Consider the following 12,754-nt stretch of genomic DNA (forward strand, 5'->3'; position numbering starts at 1 on the left):
GGGGCCGGTCGCGCGGCCGGACCCGTCTCGGGTTCGCCTTCCGGGGACGCGTCCGGGTCGGTCGGGGGGTCCGGCCGGGCGGTGGCCGGCTCGGCCACCGCGCGGGCCATCGGGGAGCTGACCGAGACCCTGCGTTTCCGCGACGACATGCTGAAGGAGCTCACCCAGTGACCAGTGACGCCGTTCTGCCGTCCGCACGCCGAACAGCAGTACGCCGACGAGCTGGCCCGGCTCGCCGAGCACGACGAGCGGCCCCGTCCCCGGGCTGGCGGCTGTCGCCGTGGGCCGTCACCACGTACCTGCTGGGCGGCGAACTGCCGGACGGCTCGCGGATCGCCCCGAAGTACGTGGGGCCGCGCCGGCTGATGGAGGTCGCGGTCGCGACCCTCGCGACCGACCGGGCGCTGCTGCTGCTCGGCGTGCCCGGCACCGCGAAGACGTGGGTGTCCGAGCATCTCGCGGCGGCCGTGTCGGGCGACTCGACGCTGCTGGTCCAGGGCACGGCGGCACGCCGAGGAGGCCATCCGGTACGGGTGGAACTACGCGCGGCTGCTCGCCGAGGGCCCGTCGGAGAAGCGCTGGTCGAGAGCCCGCTGATGCGCGCGATGCGGACGGGCGCGGTCGCGCGGATCGAGGAGCTGACCCGGATGCCGAGCGACGTCCAGGACAGCCTGATCACGATCCTGTCGGAGAAGACGCTGCCGGTGCCGGAGCTCGGCACCGAGGTCCAGGCGGTCAAGGCTTCACCGTGATCGGCACGGCCAACGACCGCGACCGGGGCGTCAACGAGCTGTCCAGCGCGCTGCGGCGGCGGTTCAACACCGTCGTGCTGCCGCTGCCCGAGAGCGTGGAGGACGAGGTCGACATCGTCGCGCGCCGCGTCGACCAGATCGGCGCGTCCCTCGACCTGCCCGAGACGCCCGCCGGGCTGGAGGAGATCCGCCGCGTGGTCACCGTGTTCCGCGAGCTGCGCTCGGGGCTGACGGGCGACGGCCGCACCAAGCTGAAGTCGCCGAGCGGGACGCTCAGCACGGCCGAGGCGATCTCGGTCATCACCAGCGGTCTCGCGCTCGCCGCGCACTTCGGCGACGGGGTGCTGCGGGCGGCCGACGTGGCGGGCGGCATCGTCGGCGCCGTCGTGCAGGACCCGGTGTCCGACCGGGTGGTCTGGCAGGAGTACCTGGAGACGGTGGTGCGCGACCGCGACGAGTGGCGCGACTTCTACCGCGCCTGCCGCGAGGTCTCCTGATGGCGGCTGATCCCCGCGTACGCGTGTACGGGATCCGCCACCACGGTCCGGGCTCGGCGCGCGCGCTGCGCGGCGCGCTGGAGGAGTTCCGGCCCGACGCCGTCCTGATCGAGGGGCCGCCCGAGGCCGACCCGCTCGTGGAGCTGGCCGCCGACCCCGGCATGGTCCCGCCCGTCGCGCTGCTCGCGTACGCCCCGGGCCGCCCGCCCCTGCCACCCGAACCCGCGCCCAACGGCTCCACCCCCCCGCCCCACCGGAACGCTCCCGAGAGCCAACCCTCCGCGAACGGCAACGGCACGGCGGCCGCCAGTCCGACGAGCGACAGCACAGGCGATCGCGGCAGCACAGGCGATCGGGACGGCGCGACGGGCGACGGCGCGGGACGCGGCGGCGGCCCGGCGGGCGACGGCGCGACGGGCGACGGCGCAACGAACGACGGTGCGGCGGGCGACAGCACGGGCCACGGCGACGGCGCGGAACGCGGCGACGGTGCGGAACGCGGCGACGGTGCGGCGGGCGACAGAACGGCGGGCGACGGTGCGGCGGGCGGTGGCGCGGGACGCGGCGACGGTGCGGCGGGCGGCGGGGATAGTCGCGTGGCCGGGGTGGGCCGGGAGGGGAGGTAGCGGGACGGCTGGGAGCGACGGGGGTGACAGGGGTGACGGGAGTAGTGAGCGGCAGGCGGCGTTCTGGCCGTTCGCTGAGTTCAGTCCGGAGTGGCAGGCGATCCGGTACGCGCTGGGTGCGGGCGTGCCCGTGCGCTTCTGCGACCTGCCCGCCGCGCACCAGCTCGTCCCGCTCCAGGCCCCCGAGCAGGACGGGACCGACGGTCAAGGCGCGGAAGGCGCGGACAGCGCGCAAGGCGCAGAGGGCGCGGAAGGCGAGGGCGTCGCTGAGGTCGTGGAGGGGATCCGGCTCGATCCGCTCGGCTGGCTGGCGAAGGCCGCCGGGTACGACGACACCGAGCGCTGGTGGGACGACGTCGTGGAGCACCGCGGCGAGGGGCCGTCGCCGTTCCCGGCCATCGCCGAGGCCATGACGGAGTTGCGCGAGCAGCTCGCGGCGGCCGAGGAGCGGCCTGGCGCGGGGCTGCCGCCCGGCCATCTTGTCCGCGAGGAGCAGCGCGAGGCGCACATGCGCCGCACCCTGCGCCGCGCGCTGAAGGACGGGTACGAGCGGGTCGCGGTCGTGTGCGGGGCGTGGCACGTCCCGGCGGTGCTGGCGAAGGTCCCGGCCGCGCAGGACGACCGGACGCTGCGCGGACTGCCCAAGACCAAGGTCGCGATGACGTGGGTGCCGTGGACGCACGGGCGGCTCGCGGGGCGTTCCGGCTATGGGGCGGGGGTGCGGTCGCCCGGCTGGTACCACCACCTGTTCGCCGCGCCGGACCGGCCGGTCGAGCGCTGGCTGACCCGGGCGGCGCGGGTGCTGCGCGAGGAGGACCTGCACGTCTCGTCCGCCCACGTGATCGAGGCCGTACGGCTCGCGGACGCGCTCGCCGCGCTGCGCGGGCGGCCGCTCGCGGGGCTGGACGAGGTCACCGAGGCGACCCGGGCGGTGCTGTGCGAGGGCGCCGACCTGCCGGTGGAGCTGATCCAGCGGCGCATGGTCGTCGGCGAACGGCTCGGCGCCGTCCCCGAGCGGACCCCGATGGTGCCGCTCCAGCGCGACCTCCAGGCCGAGCAGCGGCGGCTGCGGCTGAAGCCGTCCGCGCTCGACAAGGAGCAGGACCTCGACCTGCGCCGGCCGATCGACCTCGCGCGGAGCAGGCTGCTGCACCGGCTCGCGCTGCTCGACGTCGACTGGGGCGTGCCGCGCGATCCGGGGCGTTCCAAGGGGACGTTCCGGGAGACGTGGACGCTGGCGTGGCGGCCGGAGTTCGACGTCGAGCTGATCGAGGCGAGCGCGTGGGGCACGACCGTGCGGGGCGCCGCGTCGGCCCGCGCGGAGGCGATGGCGGAGCAGGCCGCGGCCCTGTCCGACCTGACGTCCGTCGCGGAGCGCTGCCTGCTCGCCGACCTCGGCGGCGCGCTCCCGGCGGTGATGCGGGCGATCTCCGACCGCGCCGCCGTCGACACCGACGTGGCGCACCTGATGGCGGCGATGCCCGCGCTCGTCCGCGCGCTGCGGTACGGGGACGTGCGCGGCACCGCGACCGGCCCGCTGCGCACGGTCGTGGACGGCCTGGTCGTGCGGATCTGCGTGGGCCTGCCCCCGGCGGTGGCCGGGCTGGACGACGACGCGGCCCGCGAGACGCTGCGCCACGTGGACGCGGTGCACGGCGCGCTCGCGCTGCTCGCCGACGAGGGCCACGCGGCGCGGTGGCAGCGCGCGCTGGAGGGGCTGGTGTCGCGGCCGGACGGCCTGCACGGGCTCGTCGAGGGCCGCCTGACGCGCCTGCTCCACGACGCCGGACGGCTCCGCGACGTCCCCGACCGGATGGCTCGCGCGGTGTCCGTCGGCGCCGCGCCCGAACGCGCCGCCGCGTGGGTGGAGGGGTTCCTGTCCGGCGGCGGCCTGATCCTCGTGCACGACGCCGACCTGCTCCGCCTGGTCGACGGCTGGATCGCGGGGCTGCCGAACGACTCGTTCACCGACGTCCTGCCGCTGCTGCGCCGCACGTTCGGCGAGTACGCCGCCGCCGAGCGCCGCGCGATCGGCGAGCGGGCCCGCCGCCTCGGTCCCGCGACCGCGGCGGCCGGGCCCGGCGAGCCGGGTCCCGGCGAGCGCCTCGACCCGCGCCGGGCCGCGCCCGCGGCGGCGGCCGTCCTCGACATCCTCGGCTGGGAGACGCCATGACCACCGACCCCGCCCGCCCCGTCCCGGACGCCGCCGACGCCACCAACGCCGCCGCCGACGACGAGCGGCTCAGGCGGTGGCGGCTCGTCCTCGGCGGCGAGGCGTCCGACGGGACGGGCCGCGCGCTGGACGGCGACGACGCGCGGATGGACGCCGCGCTGGAGAAGCTGTACGGCTCGGGGCCCGGCGAGCGCGACCGCTCGCGGCCGGGGCGCCGCAGCGCGGGGCTGGGCGACTCGGCGCCGTCGGTCGCGCGGTGGCTCGGCGACATCCGCGAGTACTTCCCGTCCACGGTCGTGCAGGTCATGCAGAAGGACGCGATCGAACGGCTCGACCTCACGCGGCTGCTGCTGGAGCCGGAGATGCTCGACGCCGTCGAACCCGACGTGCACCTGGTCGGCACGCTGCTCTCGCTCAACAAGGTCATGCCCGACCGCGCCCGCGAGTCGGCGCGCGCCGTGGTCCGCAGGGTCGTCCGCGACCTGGAACGGCGGCTCGCGCAGCGGACCCGTTCGGCGGTCGGCGGCGCGCTGGACCGGTCGGCGCGCGTGCCGCGCCCCCGGCGGCCGTCCGACGTCGACTGGGAGCGGACGATCCGCGCCAACCTGCGCCACTACCTGCCCGAGCACCGCACCCTCGTGCCCGAGCGGCTCATCGGCTACGGGCGGCGGCAGCGGGCCGTCAAGCGCGACGTGGTGCTGTGCGTCGACCAGAGCGGGTCGATGGCGGCGTCGGTGGTGTACGCGAGCGTGTTCGGGGCGGTGCTCGCGTCGGTGCGGTCGCTGCGCACGTCGCTGGTGGTGTTCGACACGGCGGTGGTCGACCTCACCGACCAGCTCCAGGACCCGGTCGAGCTGCTGTTCGGCACGCAGCTCGGCGGCGGCACCGACATCAACCGCGCCCTCGCGTACTGCCAGGGCCTGGTCGCCCGCCCGGCCGACACGATCCTCGTGCTGATCAGCGACCTGTACGAGGGCGGCGTCCGCGCCGAGATGCTCCAGCGGGTGGCCGCGCTCACCGCCGCGGGCGTCCAGGTGGTGGTGCTGCTCGCGCTGTCGGACGAGGGCGCGCCCGCCTACGACCACGAGAACGCCGCCGCGCTCGCCGAGCTCGGCGTCCCGGCGTTCGGCTGCACGCCCGACGCGTTCCCCGACCTGATGGCGGCGGCCGTCGAGCGCCGCGACCTGCGGCGCTGGGCGGAACGCGAGACCGGCTGATCCTGCTTGGGCAAACTCCGGCGCGTCCCCGCGCGGCACGGCGGCGCGCCGGGGTTGGCTGGGCCCGCCGGGGGCGGCGCCTCCGGCGGCCGACGACCACGCCCGTGTCCTCCCGCGCGGACCGATCCCGAGTGGGAGACCACGGATGTCCCTGGCGAACACCTGGAAGTTCCGGATACCGCTGCTGGCCGCGGCGATCTCCGTCCTGCTGGCGTCCGTCGCCGCGACCTCGGTCGTGCTGGCGAGCGCCGGGCCCGGGGAGCGGCGGGCGGGCGGTTCGGCGACCAGCACCGGCGTGCGGCTCGACGTCACGCCGGTCCCGGGTCTCGGCCGGCCGGGCTTCAACGGGTCGTGGGGGCAGGCGTCCATCGGCGCGGACACCGGCCAGGTGAACGCCGATTACGGCGAGGACCCCGACGGCGTCGGCCGGTACGTCACGATCGCCGTCCCGTCCGGCAGCGTCACCGGCGACACGGCCGGAGGCTCGTGGCGGGGCGTCAGCGACCCGAACGACGTGAACGTGAGCCTCGTCCCCGGCGGGCCGCCCGTCCTGAACGTGCCGACGATGCACACGTTCGCGCAGTGCCAGCCGCCGCACGCGCCCATCACGCAGAACTCCGTCACCGCGCCCACGGTCGCGGGCCGCCCGATCCGGCAGGGCGTGACCACCGTCCCGGTGACCGGGGAGCGGCTCGGGCTGCGGAACGCCGGGGGGACGGCGCTGCCGGACGCCACGTTCACCGACGACCTGTCCGACATCGCGCGCCACGCGCACATCGACGGGATCACGGCGAGCACGGGCCACGCCGCCTACGGCTTCCGCCCGCCGAAGCTCACCTGGACGGGGTCGCTCAAGCCCGGCCGGACCGCGACGGTCCGGATCACGGCGACCGCGCGGCGGCCCGGGGTGATGCGCAACGCGGTCGGCAAGGACAGGACGAGCACGCACGTCGTCCCTCGGCACGTCAAGTGACCGTGCGGGCCCGCCGCCCCACCGGCGGCGGGCCCGCGCTCACCGCGCCGCCCGCAGCCCCGCCGCGAGCAGCACCACGACCAGCCCCGACAGCGCCGCGTGCATCACCAGCGCCGACGCCTGGACGGGCACCAGGACGCTCCAGGCCCCCCACATCGCCACCCGGACGGTCCGCGCGGCCATCACCGTCCACGCCGCGCCCCGGCTCCCCCGCCACGCCAGCACGACGCCGACCAGCGTCACCACCGCCAGCACGGCGAACGACGACGCCACGACCGGCAGCAGCTCACCGCGCCGCCCCTCGCTGAGCCGCGGGAGCGCGATGAGGAACGCGAGCGCCACGACGTCGAGCGCCGCGAGCACCCCCGCCAGGACGAGCCCGGCGAACACCGCGGGCCCCCGCCCCAGCTCCCGCCGTACGTCCGGCCGCGCCCCGGCCGGTTCCGGCCACGCCGGAGGCACCGGAGGTGCGGGAGGCCCCGGAGCGTTCCCGCCTCGCGCCTCGTTCGCTGCGGGGGCCGGTGCGGGCGCCGCGCCCGGCGCACTCTCGGACGGGAAGGTCCGCGCGGTCTCGGTGGGCGTCCACACGGCATCGGCACGGCCGGGAACGGCGGCAGGGAGAACGGTCCCGCCACCGCTCGCCTCCGCCGGGTCGGCGGGGAAGGGGACCGTACCGGCGGTGGGCGCGGGAGGCAGTTCGGGCCTGGGGAGGGCCAGGTCGGACGGGTGCCGCGGGGAGCGCCCGCCGAGGAGGCGCATGAGCGCTTCCTCGGCGGTCGGGCGGCGCCGCGGGTCCTTGGCCAGGCACGACTCGGCGATGTCGGCGATCTGCGGCGGGAGCGGGGTGAGGTCCGGGGTCTCGTGCAGGACGCGGTAGAGGACGGCGGGCAGCGGGCCCCCGGCGAACGGGTCGCGGCCCGTGGCGGCGAACAGCAGCGTCGCGGCCCACGCGAACAGGTCGGCGGACGGGCCGACGGCCGACCCCGCGACCTGCTCGGGCGCCATGTACGCGGGCGTGCCGACGACCTGGCTGGTGACCGTGGAGCCCGCGTCGAGGGCGCGGGCGATGCCGAAGTCGATGACGCGGGGGCCGTCCGGTCCCATCAGGACGTTCTGCGGCTTGAAGTCGCGGTGCACGACGCCCGCGCGGTGGATGGCGGTGAGCGCGGTCACCGTGCCGACCGCGAGCCGGTCGAGTCCGGCGCCCGTCCGGGGGCCCTCGGCGCGGACGAGCTCGCGCAGCGAGGGGCCCGGCACGAACTCGCTGACGATGTAGGGCTGGTCGCCCGCCATGTCGGCGTCCAGCATCCGGGCGGTGCAGAACCCCGCGACCCGCTGGAGCAGCGCCAGCTCGCGGACGAACCGGGCGCGGGCGCGGGCGTCGCCGAGCGTCCGGGCGTGCAGGAGCTTGATCGCGACCCGGCCGCCGGACGGGTCGCGGCCGAGGTAGACGACGCCCTGGCCGCCGGAGCCGAGGCGGGCGAGGACCGTGTGGCCGCCGAGGCGTCGCGGGTCGGCGGGCGTGAGCGGGCTGGTCATACGCGCTCCCCCGGGAACGGCGTCGGTAACAAAATTACGAGGAATCGACCGGGCACAAAACGCGCCGCCATGGCATCAAAGAGTATAGGTTCGGCCGGTCCCGAACGGGGGATGACGCATGTTTAAGATCAATTCCAGAATTGGCGGGGCGAGGGTTTCAGCCGTGCCGTTCGCGGCCGTGCTGGCCGCCGCGGCGACGGTGGCGGGATGCGGCGACGCGGGGGCGACGATCACCCGGCTGACGGTGGGGACACCGGGGCCCGACCCGTACACGCTGATGTCGAACACCGACCAGCGCCGGATCGAGCCGGGCCGGCGGGCGGGCGGGACGCGGCGGGGCGACTCGCCCGGCCTCTACGGCGGGACGCGGCGCGCGGCGAGCTGCGACCCGCGGCGGCTGGTCGCGTTCCTCCAGGCCAATCCGGACAAGGCGCGGGCGTGGGCGGGCGCGCAGGGCATCGAGCCCGGCGGCATCGCGCGGTTCGTGGCGCGGCTGACGCCGGTGCTGCTGCGCACCGACACCCTGGTGACCAACCACGGCTACCGCGACGGGAAGGCGACCGGCGGCCCGGCCGTCCTCCAAGCGGGAATGGGCGTGCTGATCAATGAATACGGCGAGCCGGCGGTGAAGTGCAATTGCGGAAATCCGCTGACCCGTCCGCAGAAAAAGATCTCGACGCGGAACGCGAGCTACACCGGCGCTTCATGGGACGGTTTCGGCGGGCGGAGGGTCACGAGGATCGAGCCGAGGAACGAACGCGAAGGGGCGGTCGCCGTTTTCGTTCTCGTCGATCCGGACGCGACGATCGGATTCGGCCGCCCGCGCGCAACGACGGGCGCCGACGACGGCCCGGCGGGCACGCTGCCGCCGACCGAGGCGGCGCCGACCGACGGCCCGTCCCCCGGCGACTCGGGGTCGGCCGAGCCCGGCAGCGGCGGCCCGGCCACCCCGCTGCCCGGCGACTCGGAGCCGGGCGCCGGCACGTCCCCGAGCCTCGGCGGTACGCCCGGCGGCGGCGACCCGGGCGACCCGGGCGTCCCCTCGGACGGGCCGGGCGCCCCTGGGTACGGCCAGACGCCGCCCGCGTCGCCGGCGCCGCCCGCTGGCGAAGGGCCCCCACCTGCGTCGATGGGCCCCGGGACGGGCGGGCCGCCGCCCGCCTCGCTCGGCCCGCCGAGCGGCCGGCCGGGCCCCGGGTCGCCCTTCTGAGCACACCTGCGCTACATTTGCTCATATGAGCAGTGCTTCAGATGTCACCCCCGCCGAGGCGTGCGCCGTCCGCGTGGTCGATCCTGAGAAGGTCGCCGTCGTCACCGCGTCGATGCCGGACGCGGAGACCGTCACGGAGCTGGCGCAGGTGTTCGGGCTGCTGTCCGACCCCGGCCGGCTGCGGGTGATCACGGCGCTGCTGGAGGGGGGCGAGATGTGCGTGTGCGACATCGCGGCGTCCTGCGGGCACTCGGAGTCGGCGGTCTCGCACGCGCTGCGGCTGCTGCGCGCCAACCGCGTCGTCCGCGTCCGCCGGGCGGGCCGCATGGCCTACTACCGGCTGGACGACTCGCACGTGCGGATGCTGCTCGATCTCGCCCTCGCCCACGTCGGCCACCAGGAGGAAGCCACATGAGCGGGGATCGGGAGGACGTGCCGGGGCAGGGGCACGGCCACGGGCAGGGGCACGGGCACGGCCACGGGCACGGGGTCTCGGCGGGGGCCGATCGCCGGTATCTGACCGGCGCGCTCGCGCTGATCCTCGCCTACATGTCCGGCGAGGTGGTCATCGGCGTCGTCGCGCGGTCGCTGGCGCTGGTCACCGACGCCGCGCACATGCTGACCGACGCGGTCGCGATCGTCCTCGCGCTGGTCGCGATGCGGATCGCGGCGCGCCCGCCGAAGGGCGGCTTCACCTACGGGATGCGCCGCGCGGAGATCCTCTCGGCCCAGCTGAACGGACTGACGCTGCTCCTGCTCGCCGCCTACTTCGTCTACGAGGGCGTCGGCCGGCTCGTCGACCCGCCCGACGTCAACGGGCCGCTCGTGTTCTGGACCTCGCTCGCCGGGGTCGCCGTGAACATCGCCGCGACCTGGCTGATCAGCAGGGCCAACCGGAGCAGCCTGAACGTCGAGGGCGCGTTCCAGCACATCCTGAACGACCTGTACGCGTTCATCTCCACCGCGGTCGCCGGGCTCGCGGTGTGGACGCTCGGGTTCGCGCGGGCCGACGCGATCGCGTCGCTGGTGGTCGCGGCGCTGATGCTGAAGGCGGGCTACGGGCTGCTGCGCGACGCCGGGCGGGTGCTCATGGAGGCCGCGCCGTCCGGCATCGACCCGTCCGAGCTGGGCGGGCGCCTCGCCGAGCGGCCGTGCGTGCAGGAGGTGCACGACCTGCACGTCTGGGAGGTCAGCTCGGGCTACCCGGCGCTGTCGGCGCACGTGCTGGTGGAGCCGAAGGGCGACTGCCACGCCGTCCGCCGCGACCTCCAGGAGCTGCTGCGCACCTCGTACGGGATCACGCACACGACGATCGAGGTCGACCACGTGAACGACGAGTTCCACTGCGAGGACCCGCACGGCCCCCGCCACGTCGCCGCGGCCGAGGAGCCCCACCGGCACATCGGCTCGGCCCCCTGCGACCACTGACGGCCCCGCCCGGCGGGTCCCGCCCGGCGCGCCGCCGGACCGGCCCGGCCCCCGCCGCACCCTCACGTGTTCGACCGGCGGGGACCCGGGCCGGTCAGGCGAGCTCGGACACCAGCAGCGGGAGCGCGGCGCGCAGCTCGCGCCGCCAGTACGGCCAGGTGTGCGTGCCCCGGTACAGGTGCGTCGAGGCGGGGATGCCGAGCTGGTCGAGCTTGGCGGTGAACCGGGCGGTCACCGTGCGGGCGAGCGACTCCAGGACGTCGGGGTCGGTGCCCGGCGCCGGGTCGTACGGGCCCGGCTCCCCGTCGCCGGACGCGATGTAGAGCCGGACCCCGGAGAGCCGGTCGGCGAGGTCGTACGGGTTGTGCTGGCGCCAGACGATCCGCTGCCGCTCGGGGTCGCCCCAGACGTCGGTCCAGTCGGCGTCCGGGTCGGCGACGGCGACCGACAGCTCGACGACGTCGGCGACGTCGAGGGCGCGCGGGTCGCGGTGCAGCGTGTGCGGGGCGCCGCTGAACGACGCCGCCGCCCGAAACAGGCCGCGGTGCCGGGCCGCATAGGCGAGCGCGCCGGTGCCGCCCGCGCCGTTGCCCGCGATGGCACGCTGCGTGCCCGCGCGGTAGCCGCGTTCCAGGATCTGCCGGAGTTCGGTGAGATGGAACGTCTCCCACTTCGGCGGGCCGCCTCCGCCGCGATTCCACCAGTCGGTGTAATTGCCGCAGGATCCGCCGTCGGGCATGACGACGATGATCTGGAGTTCGGCGGTGAGCCGTTCCAGGTCGGTGTGCGCGGTCCAGGCCGTGTGGTCGTTCGGGCCGGGGCCGCCGTGCAGCAGCCACAGCGCCGGCCAGGTGCGGGAGGCGTCCCGTGACCAGCCCGGAGGCACGAGCAGCCGCACGTGCGCGACGTCGGCGAGGACGGGCGAGCGGACCGCGAGGTCGAGCACGCGGGGCCCCCGGCGGCGCTCGCCGACCACCGTCGCCCCGTCGTCGGCGTTCGGCGCCCTCGCCGCCGCGGGACCGCCCGCCGCAATGGACGCCATAAGAGCCGTGACCCCTGTTATCAATCCCACTCCGACCGCGCCGCGCCGCCACATTTCTCCGCCCGGGGTTTCGTTGCCTTCTTTCAGGTAATGTCCCCACTTCGAGCGCGGTTTCAACGCAGAGTAACCGCTTTATAAAATATCCGTTCCGGGTTCCGGACGGCGGGCCGGGTAGCCTGGCGCGGATGGAGGGGAGAGGGCCGGTCGTGATGCGCAGCAAGCCGGAACTTCAGTCCGCGATCCGGGACGGCGGCCGAGCCGTCCTGCTGGTCAATGTCCGCTCGCGCCGCGGCAGGCGCCTGTACGGGACGGCGCGCCGGATGCTGCGCGAGGCCGGGCTGGAGTTCGCCCAGGTCTTCCCGGTGAACGACCCGTCCCGGCTGCGCGAGCTGTTCGCCGACGCGCTCGCCCTGGAGCCCGACCTGGTCGTGGTCGGCGGCGGCGACGGCACGGTCGCCGAGGCCGTCACCCACCTCGCCCACCGCGACGTCGCGCTCGGCGTCCTGCCCCTCGGCACGACCAACAACTTCGCCCGCAGCCTGGAGCTCCCCCTCGACCTCGCGGGCGCCGTCCGCACCCTGCGGGACGGCAAGGTGGCCGACGTCGACGTGGGCTGGTTCGAGAGCACCGTCCCCCGACCGGAACCGAGGCGAAGGCCGGGACCGGCGACGGCGACGGCGACGCGGAGCCGCCGGGCTCCCCCGGCCCCGGCGCCGCGCCGGTGGACGGGGCGACGGCGGCCGAGGCGGTCGCGGGCGCGCCCGCCGGCGGCGAGGACGTGCGGCACATCTTCGCCAACATGGTCAGCCTCGGCCTGTCGGTGCGGGTGGCCGAGCACGTGCCGCACGGGCTGAAGCGGCTCCTCGGGCGTCCCGCGTACGCGCTGACGGCGGCGCGGCTGCTGCCGCGGCACGAGGCGTTCCGCGCGCGGATCCGGATCGGCGGCGAGACGCACGAGGTGGCCACGCACCAGCTCAACGTGGCGAACGGCGCGCACCACAGCGGGCAGCGGATCGCGCGCGACGCCAGCCCCGACGACCGCCTCCTCGCGGTCTACAAGCTCGGCGACGAGCGGCGGCTGCGGCTGGCGTCCGCGACCGCGCGGCACGTGCTGACCGGGCCGTGGCGCACGCTCTCCGAGAACGCGTTCCTCACCACGGGCGCGGTCGAGATCGAGACCGACCCGCCGCTGCCGGTGGACGTGGACGGCGAGGTCAGGGGCATGACGCCGGTGTCGATCCGGCTGCTCGGCAACGCGCTGAGGGTGATCGTCCCGCAGTCGTTCGTCGACACCTGA

12 protein-coding genes and 1 pseudogene are annotated in these 12,754 nt (G+C 75.9%); 11 read left to right on the forward strand and 2 right to left on the reverse strand.

Annotated features, from left to right (window positions below; genetic code table 11):
- The first annotated feature begins 167 nt into the window (after window positions 1-167).
- The 6 genes and pseudogenes from GEV43_RS00005 to GEV43_RS00030 all read left to right on the forward strand — a co-directional run bounded on the left by GEV43_RS00005 (window position 168) and on the right by GEV43_RS00030 (window position 6,238).
- Window positions 168-752, forward strand: coding sequence for an AAA family ATPase (locus GEV43_RS00005; protein WP_160818944.1), 585 nt, complete (start codon window positions 168-170; stop codon window positions 750-752).
- Window positions 749-1,249: an AAA family ATPase gene (locus GEV43_RS00010; protein ID WP_160818945.1), complete on the forward strand. Its 501-nt coding sequence runs from the start codon at window positions 749-751 to the stop codon at window positions 1,247-1,249. Before GEV43_RS00005 ends, GEV43_RS00010 begins: the two co-directional genes overlap by 4 nt.
- A complete protein-coding gene (locus GEV43_RS47775; RefSeq protein ID WP_206681026.1) occupies window positions 1,249-1,875 on the forward strand; it encodes a DUF5682 family protein in 627 nt (208 codons plus the stop codon). Before GEV43_RS00010 ends, GEV43_RS47775 begins: the two co-directional genes overlap by 1 nt.
- Before the next feature lie 31 nt (window positions 1,876-1,906).
- Window positions 1,907-4,048: pseudogene (locus tag GEV43_RS00020) on the forward strand (DUF5682 family protein); the annotation flags it as partial.
- Complete coding sequence (locus GEV43_RS00025; protein ID WP_160818946.1) at window positions 4,045-5,265, forward strand: VWA domain-containing protein; 1,221 nt, start codon at window positions 4,045-4,047, stop codon at window positions 5,263-5,265. The pseudogene GEV43_RS00020 and the gene GEV43_RS00025, both read left to right, overlap by 4 nt.
- Window positions 5,266-5,410: 145 nt before the next feature.
- Window positions 5,411-6,238, forward strand: a complete 828-nt coding sequence (locus tag GEV43_RS00030) for a hypothetical protein (RefSeq protein ID WP_160818947.1) — start codon at window positions 5,411-5,413, stop codon at window positions 6,236-6,238.
- Between the two features lie 39 nt (window positions 6,239-6,277).
- On the opposite strand, the gene GEV43_RS48985 is transcribed toward GEV43_RS00030, so the two are convergent.
- Window positions 6,278-7,777, reverse strand: coding sequence for a serine/threonine-protein kinase (locus GEV43_RS48985; protein ID WP_241682711.1), 1,500 nt, complete (start codon window positions 7,775-7,777; stop codon window positions 6,278-6,280).
- A 163-nt stretch (window positions 7,778-7,940) separates the two neighbouring features.
- Here GEV43_RS48985 and GEV43_RS00040 point away from each other — a divergent pair, with 163 nt between their 5' ends.
- The 3 genes from GEV43_RS00040 to GEV43_RS00050 are packed head-to-tail and all read left to right on the forward strand — an operon-like array spanning window position 7,941 to window position 10,415.
- Entirely contained in the window at window positions 7,941-8,987 is a 1,047-nt protein-coding gene (locus tag GEV43_RS00040) for a DUF6777 domain-containing protein (RefSeq protein ID WP_160818948.1), read from the forward strand.
- A gap of 25 nt (window positions 8,988-9,012) precedes the next feature.
- Window positions 9,013-9,402, forward strand: a complete 390-nt coding sequence (locus GEV43_RS00045) for a helix-turn-helix transcriptional regulator (protein WP_160818949.1) — start codon at window positions 9,013-9,015, stop codon at window positions 9,400-9,402.
- Window positions 9,399-10,415 (forward strand): cation diffusion facilitator family transporter, encoded by a 1,017-nt coding sequence (locus tag GEV43_RS00050; RefSeq protein WP_160818950.1) that lies wholly within the window; start codon window positions 9,399-9,401, stop codon window positions 10,413-10,415. Before GEV43_RS00045 ends, GEV43_RS00050 begins: the two co-directional genes overlap by 4 nt.
- A 94-nt stretch (window positions 10,416-10,509) precedes the next feature.
- Here GEV43_RS00050 and GEV43_RS00055 read toward each other — a convergent pair whose 3' ends face one another.
- Window positions 10,510-11,457 (reverse strand): alpha/beta hydrolase family protein, encoded by a 948-nt coding sequence (locus tag GEV43_RS00055; RefSeq protein WP_160818951.1) that lies wholly within the window; start codon window positions 11,455-11,457, stop codon window positions 10,510-10,512.
- Between the two features lie 185 nt (window positions 11,458-11,642).
- Between GEV43_RS00055 and GEV43_RS00060 the strand changes: the two genes are divergently transcribed.
- Window positions 11,643-12,311 carry a diacylglycerol kinase family protein gene (locus GEV43_RS00060; RefSeq protein ID WP_241682712.1) on the forward strand — a complete coding sequence of 223 codons (669 nt, stop codon included), beginning with the start codon at window positions 11,643-11,645 and terminating at the stop codon, window positions 12,309-12,311.
- Window positions 12,257-12,754 (forward strand): diacylglycerol kinase family protein, encoded by a 498-nt coding sequence (locus tag GEV43_RS00065; RefSeq protein ID WP_241682713.1) that lies wholly within the window; start codon window positions 12,257-12,259, stop codon window positions 12,752-12,754. The genes GEV43_RS00060 and GEV43_RS00065 overlap by 55 nt, the downstream gene beginning before the upstream one ends.

It is taken from the genome of Actinomadura sp. J1-007 (assembly GCF_009793335.1).
GTDB classification, from domain to species: domain Bacteria; phylum Actinomycetota; class Actinomycetes; order Streptosporangiales; family Streptosporangiaceae; genus Spirillospora; species Spirillospora yumaensis.